Below are 23,423 nucleotides of genomic sequence, written 5' to 3' on the forward strand. Positions count from 1 at the left end.
TCCCCTTTCGTTTTGACATATTTAATTATAACTAATTATAACTAAATATAACTAGTTATAACTGAATATAATTTGAAAGATGTGGTTGCTCTTAAAATATAGGAGAAATATTCTTTTCTTTGTTACAATGAAGGAAGAAAGTGAGGAATCGTCTATGGATCATCATTCCTACACAACGGAAGAAGTAGCGAAGCGATTAAAAGTATCAAAATTAACTGTATACGATCTAATTAAAAAAGGAGAACTGCCTTCTTATAGAATTGGTAGACAGATGCGCATTGATTCAGCAGATTTAGAACAATATATTAAGCAAATGAAAACAGGTAACGTACAAGTTACTCCTGTAAAGAATGACAGTAATAGTATCTCGAATACATGTATTATTAGCGGACAAGAACTAACGTTAGACATGTTGGCAAAACGTATAGAAAATCGCCTGCCAAGTTCAAATATATTAAGGGCATATCAAGGTAGTTTAACGAGTCTAGTAAAAATGTATCAAGGAGAAGGAAGTATCGTTAGCTTGCATTTGTTTGATGGCGAAACGGGTACATATAATGTTCCTTACGTAAAACGTATTTTAGTAGGACAACCATGTACGATGATTAATTTATTAGTAAGGAACGTTGGGTTTTATGTGCAAAAGGGAAATCCAAAAAATATAAAAACATGGGCTGATTTATCTCAATCATCTATACGATTTGTAAATCGAGAAAAAGGTTCTGGTATTAGGGTGTTAGTCGATGAACAATTGCGCATTCAAAAGTTAAATAAAGAACGTATTAGTGGATATGAGTGGGAAGAATCGAACCATCTTGGTGTTGCCACGCAAGTGGCGAATGGAAAAGCTGACGTCGGAGTAGGGTCAGAAAAGTTTTCGCAAATTGTAAATGTAGACTTTATTCCAATCATGAAAGAACAGTATGATTTAGTGATTTTGAAGAATAAAGAAAATGAAGAGCTGATCGAAGTTGTGAAAGACATTCTGCAATCGGAAGAATTTCATAATGAATTAAAGGCGATTGGCGGATATGATATGACGAAAACAGGTCAAATTATATATGAAATAAAGTGAAACTTTAATCAGTGGGGGGCTTCATCCCCCACTGATTATTAGTTGAACCAATCGGACTTTAATGGGCAGCCCGACCCCCACCTAACTTCTTTGCTTTCGCTGCATTTTGAGGTGGGGGTCTTACTGCCCATTAAAGCGGGACAAACTAAAAAGCTGCTTGTCTATAAGACGAGCAGCTTTTTCTCTATATAAAGGGGTTTGGGGAAACAAAGTGTTAAACAAGACTTTGAGCAAGTGAGTAAATGAAAGCTGTAAGAAGAGTCGCTCCACTTGCAAGTCCGAAAAAGTCTGATTTGTTGAAAGTAATGTTGTTCATTATAATCTCTCCTTATTTGTTTAATGTAGTTGCAACGGCTTTTGCATCGACAAGTGCGGATAGCACCATGCCCATTGTATTTAAAAATTTGTTTGATTTCATTTTGTCCATCATGCGTATCCGCTCCTTTTCGAATGGTTGTTGCCCTGCTTTATGTCTTAATTATAGGAAATATGATCGCCTGCAACTATCGAATTAGCTTACGGAAGACTTACACTTTTGTAAGAAAAAAAGACATTCGTGTAAGAATGTCTTTTAAAGCATATTAATGTGGTGGTGCTCTTCAATTGTTTTTAAAAAGCTACGCATTGAATTCGTCATATAGCTATCCTTGCGGCGTATGAAAACCGTTGAAATACTACCATATTTTTCAGGGATTGCATGACAATGTACTTTCCCTGCTTTAGAAAGATGGTGGACAGCAGACTGTGGTACGAGTGTAATTCCAAGGCCGAGTGCAACACTGTTTAATATTGTCTCTAATATATTAAATTCCATAATTCTTTTTGGAAGCAAACCTTCGTCTTTCAGCCATCGTTCTAGTTTGGAACGGTATCCACAACCTTGGTTAAAAACGAGTAGAGGCGTTGTTGTAAATTCTTCTATATGAAAAGCTTTATTTTGTGTTACAAGCATTAATTTTTCTGTACTAACATCGTATTGTTCAATAAGTGGGTGTTTTATTGGTCCTGATATAAAAGCGCCATCTAATTGATGATCGAGTACTTCTCTAATTAATTCTTCTGTTAAACCTGCTTGTAATGACAAATCGACGTTCGGATAGCTTTTATAGTAAGAAGATAAAATGGTAGGTAATGTACTTACTGTTTCGACTGTACCGATTTTTAATATGCCAGAGGGTGTCTCGCTATCTAAAAATACTTGTTTTAGCTCATCAACATCTTGCAAAATTTTGTTAACATAAACGAGCATTTTTCTTCCTTCAGCTGTTAAAGTCATACCTCGTTTATGACGATAGAAGAGCGGTGTTTTCAGCTCGTTTTCTAATTGTTTAATACGTGCAGTTACATTTGATTGTACGTAATTTAATTCCTTTGCTGCGCTACTTACACTACCTTGGTCGGCAACGCTCTGGAAGATTTGCAAGTCTCTTAATTCCATGATACTGTCCTCCTTGATGTTAACTATCATTATAAATGATAGTTAACATCATTTTGAATCATTTTACGTGATATATTTTTTCTTTTACAATTCTCTTTGTGCAAATAGAAAGAAGCGGGGGATTGTGGTGAGAAAAGGTCAAATGATAATAGGCGCTTTTACGTGTTTAATTGCAAGTATGTCATGGGGAGCAATGTTTCCAGTTGCTGATCATGCGTTAGAATACATAGATCCGTTTTATTTTTCTCTTATTCGCTATGGAGCGGTGGCGATAATGCTGATTGTATTGTTGTTAATGAAAGAAGGGAAACAGGCATTTCGTTTAGAAGGAAGAGGAAAGCTGCTCGTCTTTTTCGGAACGATGGCGTTTACTGTATATAATGTACTTATATTTTTAGGTCAAATGTTAATGGGGAAATCAGGCGTCATGGTAGCCTCCATTATGGAAGCACTTATGCCGATGATTTCTATTTGTATTCTATGGGGATATAAGCGTGTAAAACCGAAAAAGTATATGATAACGAGCATGATTATCGCTTTTATAGGAGCTGTATTTGTTATTACAAAAGGTGATATGAGTTTCTTTTTAACGTTGAAAGATAACATGTTTTCGCTAGCATGTATATTTGTTGGAGTTGTGGGCTGGGTTATTTATACGATGGGTGGTCAAACGTGTAGCGATTGGTCAACATTACGTTATTCTACGTTGACGTGTGTATTCGGTACGACCGTTACAGGAATTATAACGGTACTTATTACGTCGCTTGGATATGTTTCAGTTCCGAGTATGGGAACGATTTCTGTTGTGAAATATGATTTATTGTTTATGATGACATTACCAGGAATTGTAGCACTACTCGCTTGGAATTACGGTGTGAAAATTTTATCATCTATTAATGGTATTTTATTTATTAACTTTGTACCTATTACGACTTTAGTTATTATGATGATGCAAGGATATCAAATCACGATGTTTGATATTGTAGGGACTTTATTTGTTATTGCAGCGCTTATTCGCAATAATGTTTGTCAGAGAAAAGAAGAAAATATAAATAAGAAGATGTTACAAGAAGAGCAATTACGTCAAGCTGTTTAATAGGCAATTGGAGGATTTCATATGTTAGAAAGTTTATTGTTTTTCTTCGCCGTTGGAGTTGCTTGTGAGCTTGCAGCAATTAATCGAAATGGTCGTAAGAAGATAAAACAACAAGCTGAAATGATACAGCTTTTAAAAGAGTTAAAAGAAAAAAACATTTAAAAAGACGACCGGGCATAGACGGTCGTCTTCTTCTATATAAAGGGGAAAGGGGACACAAAGTTATACAAGCGTAGCAGCGTAAATCAAAGTAGTAAGAAGAATCGAGCCGCTAGCTAATCCTAAAAAATCTAACTTGTTAAATGTGATGTTGTTCATCATGTATTCTCCTTACTTGTTTAATGTAGAAGCAACAGCTTTTGCATCGATAAGAGCGGAAAATACCATGCCCATTGTATGTAAAAGATTGTTCGTTTTCATTTTGTTTATCATATTGATCCGCTCCTTTTCGAATGGTTGTTGTTTCTTTCTGATTTAATTGTATGAAAAATGGTGGAGAGTAACTATCGAATTAGCTTACAAGATAATTACACTTTTGTAAGAATTGAAATTTAATATTTAAACCTTAAAATTATTACCAACTCCTAAAACTTAGTGTTATAATTATGGTAAGGAAATGATTATACTTCGGATGTTCAGAAAGGAACGAAACAAATGTATAAACCAATTACATTTTTGTTGAAATATATATTTAAAACAGCTGGGAAAGTAGAAGTGCAAGGAAGAGAAAAGCTACCAGAAGGTGGCCCGTATGTTGTTGCGTGTACACATACAAGTTTTATGGATGTATTAATGTTAGCTACAGGGATGTACCCAACAGAGATTCATTACATGGCCAAAAAAGAATTATTTGAAGGGAAATTCAAAAATTGGTTCTTTAAAAATGTAAATGCATTCCCTGTAGATCGTGCAAATCCAGGACCGAGTACACTTAAAATTCCATCACGCTTATTAAAAGAAGGAAAAGTGGTAGGGATTTTCCCGAGTGGAACGAGATCGACAGAAGACGTTTCGTTAAAAGCTGGTGCTGTGACAATTGCGATGCGTTCTAACGTTCCATTAATACCGGCAGCTTATATTGGTCCATCAAGTGTAAAAGAATTAATAAAAGGAAAAAGAGCACAATTAATTTTTGGAGACCCAATTCAAATTGATGCTGAAGAACAAATAGATCGAAAAACAGCTATGAAAATGATGACAGATCAATTAAATGAGAGGTTTGAGGAGCTAAAGGAAGCTTTGCAATCAAATCAAAAGTAAGAAAAGACGACCGGGCATAGACGGTCGTCTTCTTCTATATAAAGGGGAAAGGGGACACAAAGTTATACAAGCGTAGCAGCGTAAATCAAAGTAGTAAGAAGAATCGAGCCGCTAGCTAATCCTAAAAAATCTAACTTGTTAAATGTGATGTTGTTCATCATGTATTCTCCTTACTTGTTTAATGTAGAAGCAACAGCTTTTGCATCGATAAGAGCGGAAAATACCATGCCCATTGTATGTAAAAGATTGTTCGTTTTCATCTTGTTCATCATATTGATCCGCTCCTTTTCGAATAATGGTTGCCCTGTTTCTGACTTAATTGTATGAAATATCGCAAGAAGTAACTATCGAATTAGCTTACAGGAAAATTACACTTTTGTAAGAAAAACGAATGAAGGTGTAATGATGAGAAGGTTTGACATATGTTCATGGAATTTATTAATTTAAAAGTAGAGGTGAGTGTATGGCTAATATTAAAGATATCGCCAAGATGGCTGGGGTTTCAGTTACAACTGTTTCGAGGGTGCTAAATGATCATCCATACGTAAGTGAAGAAAAAAGGAGAGTTGTTTTAGAAATAGTTGAGAAATTGAATTACTCACAAAACGCAAATGCTGTTCATTTATCAAAAGGAAAGACGAATATTGTTGGTGTAATTCTCCCTTACATTAATCACCCGAGCTTCGATGCAATGGTAGGGGGAATGATGGAGGGAGCGTTAACTCATAACTACAGGGTGCTACTTTGCCAAACAAACTATAATAAAAAAGAAGAAATGAAAAGTTTACATATGTTAAAAACGAAACAATTGGATGGCCTTATTATTTGTTCGCGTGCAAATGATTGGGAAATGATAGAACCGTATGCTTCGTACGGCACAATCATTGCTTGTGAAGACAATGATATTTCAAATATCTCAAGTGTATATACAAATCATTCGGCAGCTTTCCAGCTAGGAATGAATCACCTTATTGAAAAAGGTTATAAAAAAATTGGTTATTGCACGGGGAGAAAGCTAGGACCGAGTAGTCAAAAGCGTTTTGATGTGTATAAGCGTCAATTGCAATCTATAGATGAAGAAGTGAATGAAGAATGGATTTTCACAGAATGTTTTACGTTAGAAGATGGTGTGAGAGTGGCTCATAAATTAAAGAAGATGCAGCATCTTCCTGAAGCATTAATAGTAGCAGGAGATGAAGTTGCGATTGGGGTTATGACGGAAGTTGGGAAATTGGGTATTCAAGTTCCTGAGAATTTAGCGATTATTGGTTTGGATAACCAACCTATTTCGCAAGTGTTACAACTTACAACCATTGATCAAAATTTGAAGGGAATAGGAAAAGCGGCTTTTGAAATGTTTTATCGGCAAATAAGTGACGAGAGTTCTAAACAAGAAAAGGTGGAAATTCCATATGAACTTGTGGAGCGATCTACAGTGTAGTTTTAATCCGTTATGTGTATAAGTGCATAACGGATTATTTTTTTGAAATACCTTTGACAGGAAACGCGTTTCATACTTTATAAAGGGGTTAAACCGGTTTGTAACAATCCATGGATTCTTTTCAAGAATAGTATTTGGAGGGGAATGCATGAATGAACTTTTATTAAGTATAAAAAAGTTTTTAGGGAATGACGAAAATGTTTTAGCCTTTGTGGTGGGGGTTTTTGAGAAGGAACATTTCACGTTATGTTATCAACATGGGATTTTTGTTGCGACTACTAGACGTCTCCTGTTTTACGGGAAATTTCCTTACTATCCTTCAACATTTAAAGAATACTCATATTTGCATATAGAAAGCATAGATTTCCGTCCGTATTTTGAATTTACTTGTAATCATGAAACCATCCGAGCTAAGTATATTCAGAAGGGGAATGTGGAGCAATTTGTCCGTATAGTTAGAGCAAATGTGAATAATTAATCACCCCTCTGTTTAAACATAATATCCTGGTCTTTATGAGGAAAAATGCTGAATAAAAACAACTTCTAAACCTCTAGGAGATAGTGATACAATGTCAAATGGGGGGAGGGTATGAACTATGGTTAATCAACGTATAAAGGAAATAACACTAATTACAATTGGTTCATTATTATTCGCAATTGGTATTAATTACTTTGCAATTCCAAACCGTCTATCAGAGGGTGGAATTATTGGTTTAACGGTTGTTACGTACTATTTATTTGATTGGTCGCCGGGGATTGTGAATTTTGCTATAAATGCAATTTTACTAGCTGTTGGTTATAAATTTTTTGATAAGAAAACGATGGTTTATACAATTTTAGGGATTGTAGAAACATCTTTGTTTTTATATGTTACGGAACATATTGAGTACCATGTAAATAGTGATACGTTATTAGCGGCACTATTTGCTGGTGTATTTGTCGGTATCGGATTAGGCTGTATGTTCAAAGCTGGAGGTACATCAGGGGGATCGGCAATTTTAGCACGGTTAGCAAATCAATATTTAGGTTGGAGTGTCGGAAAAGGTGTACTTATTATTGATATCGTTGTAATTGCTGGTTCTGTATTTATAATAGGGCAAGAAAAAGCGATGTACACACTTGTTGCAGTATTCATCGGAGCGAAAGTAATTGATTTTATTGTAGAAGGAATGGACACAAAAACGGCTGTTACAATTATTTCAAATCAACCAGAGTTAATACGTGAGGCTATTACGAAAAACATGACACGCGGCGTTACTGTATTAGAAGGGCGCGGCGGATATACTGGTAAAAATAAAGAAGTTTTATATGTTGTTATTAATAAACAAGAGCTTGTTAAGTTAAAGCAAGTTATTAGTCGAGTAGATGACGATGCTTTCGTCGTTATCCATGATGTACGTGATGTACTTGGCGGAGGCTTTAAAGCGAGCTAAAAGGTGAACGAGTAAATTCGTTCACCTTTTTTTAATTCTTACAAAAATGTAAGTGTAATGTAATGAGATTCAATAGTAGATTGTATTCCTTCTTTTTAAAATGGATGTATATATATCCTGCAGAGGAGGAATGTTTATTATGAAGAAAAAAATGATCACTACTATAATAGCGATGATAGTCATAGTAATAATGTTACTACCTACGAAACTTGGACCGGTTATCGATAAATATAATCCATTTTATAAGACGAAAGAATACTATACGGTTGTGAATACAATTGGTCAGCATATTGGCGATGAGTGGTATGAATATGAATTTATTGCATTTGACGAACGTGGAAGAGAACAAAAAATAAAGAAGACTGTTAAGCATATGTTAAAGAGAGATGAAACATTAAAAGTGTACGCAAAAGGACGCTACGGCGAGTCAATTGAAGAAATTGAAGCTGTAAATATTCCCATTAATGCAAAGAGTAAACTTTTAGCGATGAGATAGCGAATTATACCCCCACCTATTTTTTGTCGAAAATAAAAATACTGGGTATGGGTATTTTGATGTGTACAAAAAAGCCTTGGTCCATATGGACTAAGGCTTTTTTTAATATATAAAGGGGAAGGGGGTACATTGTAGTAGCATGAGTGAAAGGTATAAGAAGAGTAGCTACTAGCAATGTAATTTGGTTATGTGAGTGTTCTTCTTATTTGGCTTACTTGCTAACTTTATTGTACGAGATGTCAGTAAGAGAAACTATCGAATTACATTACACATAGCTTACAAACATGTAAGTATTCTGTAATGTAATTCGATGGTTAAAAGATAGTGAATTTTATATAGTGTAATTAGAAAGTCTCACTGTATTACTTTCTGTTTGTAATATGAATGAAGAATGAAAAACCAACTACTTTTTAATAGCCTCATCTGTATGGAGATGAGGCCCTTTTTATAAACCTTACAACATTGTAAGGTTTACGTAAGTTAATTCGATAGTAAATTTGTCATATTTTTTGCATAATAGATACAAATAGATAAAAATAATTAGGGATATAGTAAGAAGGGAGAAGAGTGGGATGCGTAAAGAAGAAGTAGTGAAGTTTCCAATTAAAGATTTCTGTAGCTACTTTACTGTTGCCGTAGTATGTATTGGATTATTTGATATCATAACAAACTTAATTGTTAAATAATATAGATGACAAAACAAGAAGGGAGATCCTTTCTTGTTTTTTTTATGGGGGAATAAAGGTGAAGTGGATTGATAGTCATATACATGTTGACCAATATAAGGATGAAGAGAAAAGTAAATTACTTAAAGATGTGGAGCATAGTAAAGAGATAAAGGGGCTTATTGCAGTATCTATGAATTATCAATCAAGTAAAGAAACTTTATCCTTAGCAAAGCGATATCCTTTTGTACATCCAGCAATAGGTTTTCATCCGGAGCAACCGATTCATAAAGAAGAATGTGAGAAAATTTATAAATTAATTGAAGAGCATGTAGAGGATATAGTTGCGATTGGTGAAGTTGGCTTACCGTATTATTTAAGAAAAGAAGATGAGCGCATTGCTGTCAATTCGTATATATCAGTGTTACAACGGTTTGTTGAACTAGCTAGTAAATATGATTTACCAATTATATTGCATGCAGTGTATGAAGATGCTGATATTGTATGTGATTTATTGGAGAAATATAAAGTTTCGCGTGCACACTTTCACTGGTTTAAAGGAAGTGAAACAACAATGAAACGTATGATGAGGAACGGTTATTATATTTCTATTACACCAGATGTTTTACATAAGGATAAGATTAGAAAAATTGTTTCGTATTATCCTCTTGAATATATGATGGTAGAAACAGATGGACCGTGGGAGTTTCAAGACGATGTTATGACGCATCCGGGAATGATTAGAGAGGTACTAAAGGAAATTAGTGTTATAAAAAACATGTCTGTTGATAAGGTTATGAAAACGATATATGAAAATACGATTCAATTTTACCCCACATTAACGGGCAATAAGACTCCCACCTCAAAATTCGACTAATGCGGAGGAGTTAGGTGGGAGATCAACTGCCCGTAAAAGCCTGATTGGTTCAACTAATAACCAGTGGGGGATGGACATTAAAGTTTCACTTTATTTGAAAGGATAGGAGCGTTACTCTTATCCCTTTTATTATGGATATTTTTTCTAATGTTTTCTATAATTTATGATGTGTTTAATTTGATGAAGGAAGTAGGGAAGAGAATGGGGAGAGCATATAAAAAAATAGCTATTACAATGATGATCGGTACACTTTCACTTGCAGCGTTTGGATGTGAAGCAGAAAAAAAGGCTATCAATTCAAACGTAACACAAGAAAATAAAGAAGAACAAATTGATCCAGTAGTTGAAAAACAGATGAAAGAAAATGAGAAAAATGGCAATACGGTTGGAAACAGTTCTAATAAAGGGAAGATGGCAGAGAGTGATGGATGGGTTTACTATGCAGTAAATGGTAATGAAAATACAGGAGGCATTTATCGTACGAAAGATCAATTTCAGACTTCGGAACGTGTAGTGGAAGGTGTAAATGCTTCTTACATAAATATAAAAAACAAGGTTTTATATTTTATTCATACGGATGAAGATAAGAATGCGGGATTATCTTCTTTAATGAAGTATGATATATCTAACAAAAAGCTAGACACGTTAAAAGCGGATACAAATTATGTTTATATAAAAGACCAAACTTTATTTTATCCGAAAAAATATTCTGAGCATGGTGGTTTTGATATTGTAGGGATTGTAAAAATGGATTTGAAAACGGGACAGGAAGAAGAAGCGGCATTTAAAAATTCTGGTTGGTCTCAAACGATAGATGATAGTATTCTACATTGGAATAAAAATCGTGGAACACAAGTTACAAAAGATAATAAAACTTGGTCAAAAGCAAATTATGCAACAATATCTAGTGCTACATATGATAATGAAAAATTATATGCTGTTGTCGACTTTTCGTTACCTTTTGAAACAAATGAAGCTGAGCATGGCATATATGAAATAGACGTTCAACAAAATAATGAAAAGTTATTGGTAAAGGATGCCTTGCAGATGAATGTGAAAGGGGACACTTTTTATTATATAAAAAAGGATGGAGTATATAAGAAGAGAATGAATGGAGGAAATGAAAAAGTAATTTATAATAAAGCGGTTGAACCAACTAAATCTTATTTATATTTTGTAGCAGGAGATATGTACCTCTATACGGATAATGGCACTATCATGAATCTAGATACAAAGAAATCAAATGAAGTAAAAGATAAGAAATTAGCAGATGATGTTATGTTACAGAAAGTATGGAATGCACAGAAGGAACTTACTAATGTTCAAATGGCTGCACTAACAGGAAATCCAAAACGAGTAGGGGATTTGTCATACGGGGAATTAGTGACCCCTATTTATAATACGAAGGATAATTTAGAGACTACGCTATCTACGTATTTCTCAAAATCATTTATAGCAGAGTATATGAAGAGTAAGTATATGAAAGAGTTAAATGGAAAAATGTACTATGCTATTGGAGATCCAGGATCAAAAGCAGCAACTAAATTTACAAAAATTATTTCTGCCGAGTTAAAGGATGGAAAAATAAAAGCGCAGGTAGAAACGTATAATGACTATGATAATGTAACGGAAAAAGTGGAAGTTGAATTTATTTATTAACATAATCAATGGGTTATTAATAATATGCCGCGTTTTGGTTTTATTTTAGGATTCTAATTTTTTAGCACGTCTTAATAACAATAGAAAGACAATGATGAAGAAACCAAGTATAAGGAAGAATCCATATTGTTTTACATAATCCATTATGTCGCTTGCGCTCGTTGGTTTTTCAACGTGAATGCCATCTTTATTAGTAGTAATATGAATATCCTTCATTTTTACTTCATTTGTTTCTTTTTGTAAATCAATCCATTCTATATTTGGAATACTTTCTAGATCCTTTAGTACTTCTTTTAATGGTTTCACACCTAAGTAAGGATGATAGAATGCACCGATAATGCCGTCAGATAGTTTTGCAACAGATACAGCACGTTCTTTCATTTTAGCGATAGCATGTGGCTTATCTTCTTCAATAAATCCAACTGTTTCAGGCATTAATTTCATGCCATGTAAAAAGGATGGGGTACTTGTATAAAATGGTGAGTGCATGGATTTCCAAGTTGTATCACTTAACTGTAGTTGTCCTACATAAGTTGAAAAGTATCTTGATAGTATTTCATATCCTTTTTGAGACATCGTGTAATGAGGTGCTTCAAATGCGACAGGATATAATTTGGCATCTACAAGTTCTTGAATGCCTTTTTCAATATGATCAGTTGTATATTTTTCTTCAAATTCTTCCCCTTTTTTTACGTATGCATTATAGGCATCTATAGTAGGAAAGTCATTTTTTGATTTTGGTTGTTCATGATTTGGTTGACGAATTGGCTGGTCTGTTTTTACGTCCCAAAATTCAAAACCTTCACCGGTTTCGCTATCATAAAATTGGTGAGTATAACCATGCATAATAATTGCTGCACCATCGTCTTGCATAGAGCGTAAAAGATCGACTAGTTCGGGTTTATCTTTTAAATGTACTGTCTTTCCTGTATCAGGATCTTTATATACTGGTATGACTGTCATCATGTAGGGGATCTTTTTCTCTTTTAGTAATTCAGCAATTTCTTTTAATTGATTTATATCTGCGGCTGGATGAACGTCTTCAAGACGTAAATAAGCTTCTACTGTATTTGTCGTTGGTTTTTGTCCAAAGTAAGAAAATAGCATTTCACCGACGTAATGAGAAATCCAGTCAAAGAGATTTGGTGTTGCAACGTAGTAAGATGTTTCATGTTGAACGATTAGTGGGTTCTTGTTATTTGAGCTTAAAGCGTTAGCAAGAATAGTTCCGTTTGTATCAAAAGATTGAATCAAACGTTCTTCTTCTAGAGTGTTTTTTAATTTATTACTTGGATATTCGATTTTATTAGTTCGTATATCATTATCCTTTAGGGTAATGAATGAAAAGCGATTAGATAATTGTTCAACATTTTGCCCTAAAACTAATACTGGACCTGAGAAATTTTCTATAAGTTGTTTTGCTTCAGTAGGAAACTCTTCTTTTTGTTCACCGATATAGACAATATGTGTATAAGAAGATGAATTAGTAATTTCATGAGCCTTGTTTAAACTTTTCGTAGTTATATCGTTTGTAAAATGTCCTAATTGAGTGTTAAGAATTTGAATATTATTTGTAATTTTATCTTCTTTTGTACTATATAAAACAAGTACTTTTGGTTTTGATGACGTTTGTGCAAAGGTGTGGATAGGGATAAGAAGTAAAATACTGAACAAGAGTATTATGCACTTTTTCATTTGGTCTGCTCCTATTCTATATGTAGAGTTCAATTTACAATTATATACAAGAAATAAGTTATAGTCTATGGAAGTTACATTTTTGCACGTATTTACCAGCTGTTTTTTCACAAAATCGGTCTAAAGCATGATGATAATATGTATAGTTATTTGCTATGATAAAAGAGTAAGAGAATGATAGAATGTGGGTAATTGTAAAGGGAAGAAGGCTGAAAGGGGACAAATTTCAGCGGAGAAAGAGGTAGAGGTAGTGAAGAAATTCTTTGTAGGATTTTTAGTTGTTCTTGGAGTGTACTTATATTTCCAAGGAAAGTCTGAAGGAATGGGCAAATTAGTAAATGAGACAAGCTATGTTGACTCAGAAGAAGCAAAACAGATGAAACAAATTATTATAGAGGAAGCAAAGAAAGTCAATCTTCCAGAATGGATACCTCTTACAATTGCCGAACATGAAAGTCGATTAAATCCAAGAAGTGTTGGAGATAACGGAACTTCATTCGGATTGTTTCAATTGCATCGCGGTGGTGGACTTGCACCGGATCATTTAACTGATGACGAGCTGAAAGATCCACGTACAAATGCGCAAATTGCAATGCCGCATTTAATGAAAGGATATAAGCGCGGGGTGCAAAAAGGTTTGACGGATTTTGCATTATTAAAATATATAGCAAATACATCTGGATGGCCAGGGAATTTAGGGCCAGAGTGGACGGATAATAACATGAAGTATAACATCGGATTAGAAGATGTGTACTATCGAAATAAAGGTGTAATTAAAGAGTAGGTTTTTGATACCTACTCTATTTTTTTATGGATAATCACGTCGTTTTGTTTTGTGAAATACGCTGCTAGTTGTATTTTTACAGATTTTCCGAATAGGAAAGCCCACTACGGTGCGATAGTACCCCCTTTAGGGGTGGGATGATAGTGAGGTCAAATGCGATGTACAGATAAAATACCGAAAGTATGTTCTGTACATCAAGTATTTGAAATGGTATAATTTTCATAACAGACAAGTAAAAGTCTCTAAAACAATCTTGTTCTCTGAAAACAGAATACATATGAGGTTGGAGTAACAAATTCTTCTGCTCCGTAAAATGTATTGAGTCGTCAAGTACAAGACGCTAAAACACATTTGAGAACTCACAATCTGACTCGTTTGGTAATAGAACGAGTGCCGTATCTGCTAGATGCACTGGATACGGAGTGGTGATGGCACACCGCAATCTTGCACGTCAGCGATACTAGAAATAGACGTCGCCTTTGGTAGCAAGAATCCCATTGACGTTAGTCAGCTTGCGGCTTTAGCCGTGGGAGTGTCAAGTCTTCTAGTTTTGTGGAAACTTGCGGTATTTTATATCCTACATATAACGGTGAAACGACAAATCTAGGAACAACTTTACAAATGATTTTTTCGTTTAAGTAATAGAAGAATAAGTTATAACTACTACATCCTTTATGGAAATCTGTCAGTATGTAACGTACAGTTTGCTGAATATAATTTGCTAGTTCATCTATGCATCCAATATCTTCAATAATGATATTAAATTCAGTAAAACCGATAATGGGACGATCTGAAATGTTGAGTTCAATGTGTTCGTTCTTTTGTACAATTACTCCTTGGAAATTGTCCTGTTCTACGTTATCGAGGTAGTTTACATATTTCATTCCAATAATCTGCATGTGTGCATGATGCAAACTTCCACCTGAGAATGGACCATGATTTTTGTATAAAATTACAGATGTGAACTCTTCATTCTTCTGTAAGTTTAACCAATGTTTAATGGAGAAACGGATTAACGATCGCATATGTTCTTCTGTATATGTCGCAATATGATCTTCACAATTATCTGTTTTGATTAGCACCGTTTGAAATGTATCTTTTAATGTAGGAAATTTGTTTTTTAGCCAAATAATTGAGCCTTCAGTTGCTAAAATATCCGTTAAATTTTCTCTGTCACAAAAAGGACATGCAGCGCTTCTATTCCGGATGCTTTCTGGTTTTTGTTTGCCGATATCGTTTAAAAAGTATAGTTGTTGTGTATCCATTTGTATATATGCCCCTTTAAAATATGTGTAAAAATCCCGCTTAATACATTCGGGAAAAGAAGAGGAAAATCCTTTAGAGGGAATAGGAAAAATAAAAGACAAGATATCCTCATTAAGATAGGGTACCTTGTCTTTTATTTTTTCTTTAATAATGTGTATGGATAATATAGATCGTTTTTATTGTGCTTCTTTTTTCTATTTTTTATTGTGTAAAAGGCAATTGCTGTACTTGCGATTACAATAATGGCTTTCTTCATATTCATTTACCCCTTTTTATTGTTGGTTTAATTCTTGGCTAACTGCTTTTGCATCAACTAAAGCGTGTAAAATCATTTTTACCATGTTCATCATATTCTTTCACTCCTTTTTATAGTTCGTTTAGTTCTTTTACAACTGCTTGTCCGTTCACTAATACCTCAAAGATTGCTTTTACGATTTCCTTCATCATGATTGTTTCCTCCTTTTGGTGTCTCTTTTGTTTACATCTTTATTGTATAGGGAGGCATCTTTTCGTACTATCGCTTTCCATTACGTGAACATAACAGTTTTGTAAGATTTGATGTCATTTATCGAAATGTTTAGTCTATCTTCATTATTTTCAGAAAAATGACTATTCAAACATGGAATGGGAAAGTATAATAAAGAAGTAAGTATTAAATTCCGTACGAAAGAGGTGAATGAGATGAAACGTTCTTTAGCTGCACGTGCCAAATTTTTAGATTTTATCTATTTTTGTCGTGCGATTTTTCATGATGTAGTTGTTAACGGGATACGTCTGCCCTTTTTTAACAATTGCATAGTAGCTATAGAACGATAGAAATCTCTTCACCCATTTTTAATAAACGTGTGAAAAGGGAGCTATTTAGCTTCCTTTTTCTATGCCGAAAACCATGGGGAGTGTTTCTTCCCCATGGTTTTTTATATTGAAAGGAGTACGGAAAATGACAATTTGTAGTGTAAATAATGTAACGAAATCTTTTGGTGGAAACATCATATTTGAAAATATATCGCTTGAAATAAAGAATGGTGAACGTGTTGGATTAGTTGGTCGTAACGGTAGTGGAAAGACAACAATCTTTCAGCTTTTAACTGGAATGGAAAGTTTGGATGCAGGTGCCATTCATATAAAGAAAGGTACACGTATTGGGCATGTAGCACAAATTCCGAAATTTGATGAAAGTATGACTGTATATGAAGTATTGAGTTCCGCTTTTAAAATAGAAAAGGAATTAGAAAGAGAAATGCGTACTTTAGAAAAACATATGGCGGAAGAACAGGAATCTTCTGTTTTACAAAAATTAATGGAGAGATACGGAATCATCCAAGAAAAGTTTGCGTTTCTTGGTGGTTATGAAATCGAAGCGAACATTATGAAGGTAGCAAATGGTTTACAGGTGACAGAACTATTCCATCGATCATTTCTGGAGCTAAGTGGTGGGGAGCAAACAAAAGTAAGCCTTGCATACATGCTGTTGCAGAAACCAGATTTACTTTTATTAGATGAACCAACCAATCATTTAGATTTATTTGCAGTCGAATGGTTAGAGCAATTTTTAAAAGAATACAACGGAACAGTTATGGTTATTTCACATGATCGCTATTTTCTTGATGAAGTTGTAAAGAAGATTTTTGATTTAGAAGATGGAGAGATTCACGTGTATCATACAAACTATTCTCAGTTTGTTGAGGAAAAGGAAGAAAGGTTGCTTCAGGAGTTTCAGGCTTATCAAGAACAGCAAAAGAAAATAAAGAAAATGAAAGAAGCAATTAAGCGACTACGTGAATGGGCAAATCAGGCGAATCCTCCAAATGAAGGATTGCATAAGAGAGCAAGAAGTATGGAACGTGCACTGGAACGTATGGAAAAACTAAAGAAACCTATTTTAGAACGAAAACAAATGGGACTTCAGTTTGAAGGGCAAGAGAGAAGTGGAAAAGATGTTGTTGTAATGAAAGAAGTGAGTAAAAGATTTGCGGAACATCTTTTATTTAACGAAGCAAATTTACATGTTCGTTTTCAAGAGCGTGCAGCTATCGTTGGTCGTAATGGTACAGGAAAGACAACGCTATTAAAGTTATTATTAGAAGAAATAGAACCAGACGCTGGAGAAATTCGAATTGGAAGTAGTGTGAAAATCGGTTATTTATCCCAGCATGCGTACGGAAATATGAAGAGTAATGTATTGGAGGCTTTCAGGGAATGTGTAGCTGTAACAGAGGGAGAAGCGAGACATATATTAGCTAAGTTTTTATTTTATGGTCCAGCGGTGTTTAAGAAAGTAACGCAACTGAGCGGTGGAGAAAAAATGAGGTTAAGACTTGCGCAACTTATGTATCAAGATATCAATTTTTTAATTTTAGATGAGCCAACAAATCATCTCGACATTGAATCAAGAGAAGTTTTAGAGGAAGCTCTTGAACAATATAATGGAACGATTTTAGCTGTTTCACATGATCGTTATTTTTTAAATAAGTTATTTGAAAAGACGTATTGGATTGATGAGTGTAAATTATTTGAGTTTGCAGGGAACTATGCATGGGCGCGTCAAAAGTGGGAGGAAAAGCTCGAGACGCAAGTGATAAAGCAGCGACGCCAAGGAAGAAAAAGTATGGAAACAGTCCCTGTAAAAAAGAAAGAAGTTAGGAATATTGAGGAGATTGAAACCGAGTTAATGCATGTTGAAGAAGATATATATACGCTTGAGTGTAAGATGGAACAAGTAGTTGATGTTGAAATGCTTGAACAATTGTATGAAGAAAAAACGAAGAAAGAGTTGTTACGAGCGGAGTTATATAATGAGTTAGAGAATATTGTGGAGTGAAAAATAAAAAGCGAATCCTTTCAGTTTTACTGAAGGGGTTCGCTTTTTATACTGCTGTTTTGCTTTAAGAGATAAATAAAAGTTGTGTTTCACGTGAAACAGTAAATTTGATAAATCTTTGTTTCGTAACTTGCATAGGTTGTGAAACATAAATAGTATTAGGAGCTTTTTAGATCGGTTAATTATTTCCCGAGACATAAGTATGTGTAACAGCAAAGCATGATTGAAAACAAAAAAACAGAGTTACAGCTTTACACGCTGAACTCTGTTTTCTTGTTGTGTCGTATCTTCTCTTGTCGAAATGATAATAGCGATCCCGAGCATAATAAAAAAAGCTAAAAAGAGGACGAACTTTGGGAAGAATGGGAATAGTAATAGCGCCCCGACTATCATAATTGTTAATAATACGTAGTGCAGGACGTATTGGAATAGGTTGTCCATGTTTTCGCCCCCTTTTTGGTTATTGGTTATTAGTATTCTATGTTTCATACGGAACGAATAGAAGTGAATTTTTAATTTTTTAATAAGAAATAAAAGAGAACGGTTGACCTATTTAAAGGAAAGGAATAATCTTGAAATTAATTCATACTATTTTTATAGGAATAATGAATATAGTTGTAGAAAGGAGTCCTATGTTCCTACATCGTTAAAAATTAAGAAGGTAAAGGTGATAGTGCAATGAAAAATGTTTTTAAAGGAGCAATTGCTACATTTTTGAGTGTATCAGTATTACTAGCCGGATGTGGTCAAGAAGAAGCGAGTACAAACGAAGCTGGGAACGTACCGAAAGTAAAAGATGAATTTATTCAGGCAAGCGACAAAGCAAAAAGTCCCGTAAAAGCAAAAGAAAGAAAAGATACTTTTGTAGTTGGAATGCCGAGTCCTGGAGGGATATTCCTTCCGCACTTTATGGAGAATGGATGGGATGGTAATATAACGCAAGCTATCTTTGCACCTCTTGTTGGACTCGATAAGGAAGGAAAACCAATTCCAATTTTAGCGAAGAAGTGGGATATTTCGGAGGATCAGCTTACATACACGTTCTATTTGAAAGATGGTTTAAAGTTTAGTGATGGATCACCACTAACTGCAGATGATGTAGCATTTACATTAACGCTATTACACGATCCAACTTATAGTGGAGCGACTGATATAAGTCAAACAGCAATAAAGGGTGGGCAAGCGTATAAAGAAGGAAAGGCAACCTTTATTGAGGGAATTCAAGTCATTGATCCGAAAACAATTACGATTACGACTGAAAAGGTAAATGCCCAAACACTATCATTAATCGGTGGAGAAGTTATATCTAAAGCTTATTACGGGAAAGAGTATAAGCAAGGACACTTGGAGTACTTAAAAGAGTTGTATGGGAAGCCGGTGGGAGCAGGAGCTTATAAGTTAGATAAATATATTCCTGGTCAAGAGGTTCGATTTGTAGCTAATGAAAATTATTTTGAAGGAAAACCGAAGATTGAGCACTTTATTTATAAAATTTCAAAAGGTGATACAAAGCTACAACAATTTCAAGCCGGGGAAGTAGATTATGATGGTTTTACGACAAACACGGAGACGATTGAACAGTTAAAGGATTTAGGTTTTGCCAATATTAATGTATATACAGGAAGCTCTTACGGCTACATTAAAATGAATTATAAGAAACCATACTTTAAAGATAAGCGTGTCCGCCAAGCATTTATTTACGGATTAGAGCGTCAAAAAGTTGTTGATACGTATTTCCAAGGTTATGCTTCACTCGTTAATGTACCGATTACGCCAGTTTCTTGGGCGTATACAGAAGAAGGTATTAATAAATATGAGTATAACTTAGAGAAAGCGAAGAAATTATTGGATGAGGCTGGATGGAAAGCTGGTTCAGATGGAATCCGCGAAAAAGATGGTCAAAAATTGAAGGTAAGTTATTTTGCTTCTTCTGCAAGTAAAATAAATGATGTAATGATCCCGGTGATGAAAGAGGATTATAAAAAGCTTGGTGTAGAGTTTAACCCAGAATATATGGACTTTAATACGATGATTTCAAAAGTGATAAAAGGTGATTATGATTTAGCGATGGTATCTACGCCAATGATTGATGATCCGAGTGGAACGATTGAAGAGTTTGTTTCAACAAGTAAACGAAACTATGATGGATACCATAATCCGAAAGTAGATGAATTAGCGAAGCAGGCACTAGAAACATTAGATATTGAAAAACGAAAAGAAATTTATAAAAAGTTGTACCAGGAGTTGAGTGAAGATCCGCCTGTAATCTTCTTAAATAATAGTAAAGTTGTGTCTGCACATCATGCACGCATTCAAGGATTACAAGAAGATAACTATAACGGTATCTTGTTAAGTTTACCTAAATTAAAGATAGAACAATAATTTTGAAAAAATTCTCAAAATATTTATTTAGAAAGAATTGACAAAATATAACGGACGATATAAGCTAATAACCATAAAGTCTACCGGAAAGGTCGGAATAGGATTGTTACCCCTCAAAAACATCTATTTTTTTACGATTAAAACCGACTTTTCCGATTGGCTATAAATATGCTGTGGGAGGCATACATAAGCTAATAAGTTCAAAGGGTATCACTATTAAAAAGTTAGGGTGGGGACAATGAAGAAAAAGACAAAAAAATGGGCTGGTGTATTTTCGGTATTACTGAGTAGTTCGCTTGTGTTATCTGCTTGTGGGGGACAGGAAGAGACGGCTTCTACAGAGCCAGTTAAACAGCAGGATTTAAAAAATATAAAAATTGAAAAGATCGCTGCGACAGATAAAACGAAAGTGCCAGATAAAGCGAAGAATAGAAAAGATACGTTAGTAGTTGGGATTAACAAACCAGGAGGCGTATTTTTACCATATTTCCAACAAAATGGTTGGGACGGAAACGTAACTTCAGTTATTTTTGCATCTCTCATATCAACCGATAAACAAGGGAAACCAATTCCAGAATTAGCTGAGAAGTGGGACGTTTCTTCTGATCAGTTAACATATACATTCCATTTACGTAAAGATTTGAAATTTAGCGATGGCTCGCCATTAACAGCGGATGATGTAGCGTTTACATTGACGCTTTTACACGATAAGGCATATGAAGGCGAAGTGGACATCTCTCAATATGCAGTTAAAGGTGGTAAAGAATATAAAGAAGGAAAAGCAACTTCAATTGAAGGTATTCAAGTTGTCGATCCACAAACAATAAAAATTACGACTGAAAAGGTTAATTCACAAGCTATATTTGTTTTTGGTAACGCGGTACTATCAAAAGCTTATTACGGAAAAGATTACAAACAAAATACAAGTTTAGATTACTTAAAAGATCTATATGGTAAACCACTAGCTGCGGGTCCATATAAATTTGAAAAGTATATTCCAGGTCAAGAAGTTCGTTTTACAGCAAATGAAAATTACTATGCGGGTAAACCAAAAATTCAAAACTTCATTTATAAAATTACTTCTGGCGATACGAAGTTGCAGTTATTTCAAACAGGTGAGGTTGACCACACAGGCTTAGGTACTGGTGACGAAGTTCTTGAACAGGCTAAAGCTTTACAATTCGCAAATATCCAAATCGAAACAGCACCATCATTTAGTTATGTTTATATGAATCATAATAAGCCGTATTTAAAGGATAAAAAGGTTCGCCAAGCGCTTATCTACGGATTAGATCGTAAAAAATATGTTGATACAGCATACAAAGGATACGGTACGGTAGCGAATGTACCAATTCATCCGACTTCTTGGGCTTACACAGAAGAAGGCGTTAATAAATATGAGTATGACAAAGAAAAAGCGAAAAAGTTACTAGATGAAGCAGGGTGGAAAGTTGGTTCGGATGGAATTCGGGAAAAAGATGGTCAAAAATTAAAACTTTCGTATTTCGGTCCAAGTTCGGCTAAAGATAGTGATTTATTAATTCCAATTGCTAAAGAGAATTATAAAGAGATAGGTGTAGAATTTAACCCTGAATTCATGGACTTTAATACAATGCTTTCAAAAGTTAATAAAGGTGATTATGACTTAGCTTCTGTTTCAACACCGATTACAAGTGACCCAAGTGAAACAGCTGGTGAATATTTATCTAGTGCGAATGAGAAGAGTCTTGGTTATAAAAATGCAAAAGTAGATGAGTTAATTCAAAAAGGTATAGAAACGGTAGATATTGAAAAACGTAAACCAATCTATAAAGAACTTTATAAAGAATTAAGTGATGATCCACCAGTAATTCTCTTAAACTATCGCAGAACAATTACTGGTTATAACGGGAATATAAAAGGAATTGATCCTGAAAAATACAATAGTATTAGTGCAAACTTACCAGTATTATCATTTGAAAAATAACGAGAAGAATGTATAAGTAGAAGACATTTTTTCATTCGGTTAGTAATGTGCCGATTTGAAAAAATGTTCTTCTATTTTAAGCATTAGATTGGAGAGAAAAAGGGTGAAAACATATATCGTTCGTAGGTTGCTACAAATGATTCCTACACTGTTTGGAACATCAATTATTATCTTCTTCCTGTTCGCACTTCTTCCGGGTGATTATATTGATTCAAATCCAAAGATTACACCGGAACGAGCAGCTGAGCTTAGGGAATTGTATGGATTGAACAAACCAATTGTCGAGCGCTATTTTCATTGGTTAGGTAATGCATTGCAAGGAGACTTTGGTTTTTCGCTTCAATATCAAGAACCTGTAACATCACTATTAAATAAGTTTATTTGGAACTCGTTTAGTGTAGCAGTTATTGCATTATTTTTTATTTGGCTAATTGCACTTATTATCGGTGTATTCTCAGCAACGAAGCAACATTCTTTATTCGATAAACTTGTAACAATTGGTGTTTTTGCAGCGATGTCATTTCCTTCCTTCTTTATCGGTTTGTTTTTAATTAAAGTGTTCGCAGTTGATTTTAAATTATTACCGATAGGTGGGATGATTGATGTTGGCAGTAATTCTACTGGGTTTGCTTATGTGATAGAAGTTGCAAAACATATGATTTTACCGGTATTTATTTTGACACTTCTTGGAGTAGGTTCATTAACTCGTTATTTTAGAACAAGTATGTTAGAGGTTGTTAGACAAGATTACATACGAACAGCACGTGCGAAAGGTTTAAAGGAGAAGACTGTTATTTATAAGCATGCATTAAAAAATGCAATTTTACCGGCGATTACATTGCTTGCGTTCGAGTTACCTGGATTGTTTTCTGGAGCCATTATTATAGAACAAATTTTTAACTGGCCAGGTATCGGTAATATTCAATTAGAGGCGCTTAATTTCCGTGATTATACAGTATTGATGGCATTTACGATGTTTCTTTCTTGTTTAACGATTGTTTCAAACTTTTTCGCAGACATTGTATATGCAGTTGTTGATCCACGTATTCGGTTGAAGTAAAGGGGGGAA

The 23,423-nt window shown here is 34.4% G+C and carries 24 protein-coding genes; 16 read left to right on the forward strand and 8 right to left on the reverse strand.

Annotated elements, in window-relative coordinates; all coding sequences use genetic code 11:
- Window positions 1–127 precede the first annotated feature (127 nt).
- Window positions 128–1,075, forward strand: a complete 948-nt coding sequence (locus tag PDQ68_RS19205) for a helix-turn-helix transcriptional regulator (protein ID WP_016716277.1) — start codon at window positions 128–130, stop codon at window positions 1,073–1,075.
- 214 nt (window positions 1,076–1,289) lie between these two features.
- On the opposite strand, the gene PDQ68_RS19210 is transcribed toward PDQ68_RS19205, so the two are convergent.
- Window positions 1,290–1,391, reverse strand: a complete 102-nt coding sequence (locus PDQ68_RS19210) for a DUF3948 family protein (protein ID WP_001060012.1) — start codon at window positions 1,389–1,391, stop codon at window positions 1,290–1,292.
- A gap of 255 nt (window positions 1,392–1,646) precedes the next feature.
- Window positions 1,647–2,513, reverse strand: coding sequence for a LysR family transcriptional regulator (locus tag PDQ68_RS19215; RefSeq protein ID WP_000423054.1), 867 nt, complete (start codon window positions 2,511–2,513; stop codon window positions 1,647–1,649).
- A 127-nt stretch (window positions 2,514–2,640) separates the two neighbouring features.
- On the opposite strand from PDQ68_RS19215, the gene PDQ68_RS19220 reads away from it, so the two are divergent.
- Window positions 2,641–3,609 carry a DMT family transporter gene (locus PDQ68_RS19220; protein ID WP_061183221.1) on the forward strand — a complete coding sequence of 323 codons (969 nt, stop codon included), beginning with the start codon at window positions 2,641–2,643 and terminating at the stop codon, window positions 3,607–3,609.
- A 21-nt stretch (window positions 3,610–3,630) separates the two neighbouring features.
- Complete coding sequence (locus tag PDQ68_RS19225; protein WP_000894067.1) at window positions 3,631–3,771, forward strand: YrzO family protein; 141 nt, start codon at window positions 3,631–3,633, stop codon at window positions 3,769–3,771.
- A 60-nt stretch (window positions 3,772–3,831) separates the two neighbouring features.
- Here PDQ68_RS19225 and PDQ68_RS19230 read toward each other — a convergent pair whose 3' ends face one another.
- Window positions 3,832–3,927, reverse strand: coding sequence for a DUF3948 family protein (locus tag PDQ68_RS19230; RefSeq protein WP_001060004.1), 96 nt, complete (start codon window positions 3,925–3,927; stop codon window positions 3,832–3,834).
- Between the two features lie 336 nt (window positions 3,928–4,263).
- On the opposite strand from PDQ68_RS19230, the gene PDQ68_RS19235 reads away from it, so the two are divergent.
- A complete protein-coding gene (locus PDQ68_RS19235) occupies window positions 4,264–4,869 on the forward strand; it encodes a lysophospholipid acyltransferase family protein (protein ID WP_000277773.1) in 606 nt (201 codons plus the stop codon).
- A 62-nt stretch (window positions 4,870–4,931) separates the two neighbouring features.
- Here PDQ68_RS19235 and PDQ68_RS19240 read toward each other — a convergent pair whose 3' ends face one another.
- Entirely contained in the window at window positions 4,932–5,027 is a 96-nt protein-coding gene (locus tag PDQ68_RS19240) for a DUF3948 family protein (RefSeq protein ID WP_001060004.1), read from the reverse strand.
- 305 nt (window positions 5,028–5,332) lie between these two features.
- Here PDQ68_RS19240 and PDQ68_RS19245 point away from each other — a divergent pair, with 305 nt between their 5' ends.
- The 6 genes from PDQ68_RS19245 to PDQ68_RS19270 all read left to right on the forward strand — a co-directional run bounded on the left by PDQ68_RS19245 (window position 5,333) and on the right by PDQ68_RS19270 (window position 11,440).
- Window positions 5,333–6,310 carry a LacI family DNA-binding transcriptional regulator gene (locus tag PDQ68_RS19245; RefSeq protein WP_001273929.1) on the forward strand — a complete coding sequence of 326 codons (978 nt, stop codon included), beginning with the start codon at window positions 5,333–5,335 and terminating at the stop codon, window positions 6,308–6,310.
- Window positions 6,311–6,458: 148 nt separating this feature from the next.
- Complete coding sequence (locus PDQ68_RS19250; protein WP_061183219.1) at window positions 6,459–6,788, forward strand: PH domain-containing protein; 330 nt, start codon at window positions 6,459–6,461, stop codon at window positions 6,786–6,788.
- A 118-nt stretch (window positions 6,789–6,906) separates the two neighbouring features.
- Window positions 6,907–7,743 (forward strand): YitT family protein, encoded by an 837-nt coding sequence (locus tag PDQ68_RS19255; protein ID WP_000248047.1) that lies wholly within the window; start codon window positions 6,907–6,909, stop codon window positions 7,741–7,743.
- A gap of 139 nt (window positions 7,744–7,882) precedes the next feature.
- Window positions 7,883–8,239 carry a YxeA family protein gene (locus tag PDQ68_RS19260; RefSeq protein WP_000728419.1) on the forward strand — a complete coding sequence of 119 codons (357 nt, stop codon included), beginning with the start codon at window positions 7,883–7,885 and terminating at the stop codon, window positions 8,237–8,239.
- Between the two features lie 744 nt (window positions 8,240–8,983).
- Window positions 8,984–9,781 (forward strand): TatD family hydrolase, encoded by a 798-nt coding sequence (locus tag PDQ68_RS19265; RefSeq protein ID WP_061183218.1) that lies wholly within the window; start codon window positions 8,984–8,986, stop codon window positions 9,779–9,781.
- 201 nt (window positions 9,782–9,982) lie between these two features.
- On the forward strand, window positions 9,983–11,440 hold the full coding sequence (locus PDQ68_RS19270) for a DL-endopeptidase inhibitor IseA family protein (protein WP_270786917.1): 1,458 nt from the start codon (window positions 9,983–9,985) through the stop codon (window positions 11,438–11,440).
- Between the two features lie 45 nt (window positions 11,441–11,485).
- Here PDQ68_RS19270 and PDQ68_RS19275 read toward each other — a convergent pair whose 3' ends face one another.
- Complete coding sequence (locus tag PDQ68_RS19275; RefSeq protein ID WP_061183216.1) at window positions 11,486–13,135, reverse strand: DUF2334 domain-containing protein; 1,650 nt, start codon at window positions 13,133–13,135, stop codon at window positions 11,486–11,488.
- A gap of 250 nt (window positions 13,136–13,385) precedes the next feature.
- Here PDQ68_RS19275 and PDQ68_RS19280 point away from each other — a divergent pair, with 250 nt between their 5' ends.
- Window positions 13,386–13,919, forward strand: a complete 534-nt coding sequence (locus tag PDQ68_RS19280; RefSeq protein WP_000713259.1) for a transglycosylase SLT domain-containing protein — start codon at window positions 13,386–13,388, stop codon at window positions 13,917–13,919.
- A 503-nt stretch (window positions 13,920–14,422) separates the two neighbouring features.
- Here PDQ68_RS19280 and PDQ68_RS19285 read toward each other — a convergent pair.
- Both PDQ68_RS19285 and PDQ68_RS19290 read right to left on the reverse strand, forming a co-directional pair.
- On the reverse strand, window positions 14,423–15,184 hold the full coding sequence (locus tag PDQ68_RS19285) for a DUF4931 domain-containing protein (RefSeq protein ID WP_016716285.1): 762 nt from the start codon (window positions 15,182–15,184) through the stop codon (window positions 14,423–14,425).
- A gap of 134 nt (window positions 15,185–15,318) precedes the next feature.
- A complete protein-coding gene (locus tag PDQ68_RS19290; protein ID WP_003266122.1) occupies window positions 15,319–15,447 on the reverse strand; it encodes a hypothetical protein in 129 nt (42 codons plus the stop codon).
- Window positions 15,448–15,866: 419 nt separating this feature from the next.
- Between PDQ68_RS19290 and PDQ68_RS19295 the strand changes: the two genes are divergently transcribed.
- Both PDQ68_RS19295 and abc-f read left to right on the forward strand, forming a co-directional pair.
- Window positions 15,867–16,001, forward strand: coding sequence for an RAxF-45 family protein (locus PDQ68_RS19295; protein WP_000830641.1), 135 nt, complete (start codon window positions 15,867–15,869; stop codon window positions 15,999–16,001).
- A gap of 124 nt (window positions 16,002–16,125) precedes the next feature.
- Window positions 16,126–18,006 carry a ribosomal protection-like ABC-F family protein gene (gene abc-f, locus PDQ68_RS19300; RefSeq protein WP_016716286.1) on the forward strand — a complete coding sequence of 627 codons (1,881 nt, stop codon included), beginning with the start codon at window positions 16,126–16,128 and terminating at the stop codon, window positions 18,004–18,006.
- A gap of 243 nt (window positions 18,007–18,249) precedes the next feature.
- Here abc-f and PDQ68_RS19305 read toward each other — a convergent pair whose 3' ends face one another.
- Entirely contained in the window at window positions 18,250–18,447 is a 198-nt protein-coding gene (locus PDQ68_RS19305; RefSeq protein WP_016716287.1) for a hypothetical protein, read from the reverse strand.
- Between the two features lie 237 nt (window positions 18,448–18,684).
- Between PDQ68_RS19305 and PDQ68_RS19310 the strand changes: the two genes are divergently transcribed.
- From PDQ68_RS19310 to PDQ68_RS19320, 3 genes are all read left to right on the forward strand, one after another.
- The gene (locus PDQ68_RS19310; protein WP_061183215.1) at window positions 18,685–20,388 is read left to right on the forward strand and encodes an ABC transporter substrate-binding protein; all 1,704 of its coding nucleotides are present in this window, start codon (window positions 18,685–18,687) and stop codon (window positions 20,386–20,388) included.
- Between the two features lie 238 nt (window positions 20,389–20,626).
- Window positions 20,627–22,354 (forward strand): ABC transporter substrate-binding protein, encoded by a 1,728-nt coding sequence (locus PDQ68_RS19315; protein WP_061183214.1) that lies wholly within the window; start codon window positions 20,627–20,629, stop codon window positions 22,352–22,354.
- A gap of 103 nt (window positions 22,355–22,457) precedes the next feature.
- Window positions 22,458–23,414, forward strand: a complete 957-nt coding sequence (locus PDQ68_RS19320) for an ABC transporter permease (RefSeq protein ID WP_000860737.1) — start codon at window positions 22,458–22,460, stop codon at window positions 23,412–23,414.
- Window positions 23,415–23,423: the final 9 nt, after the last annotated feature.

It is taken from the genome of Bacillus cereus group sp. Bc010 (assembly GCF_027716745.1).
Classification (GTDB): domain Bacteria; phylum Bacillota; class Bacilli; order Bacillales; family Bacillaceae_G; genus Bacillus_A; species Bacillus_A pacificus.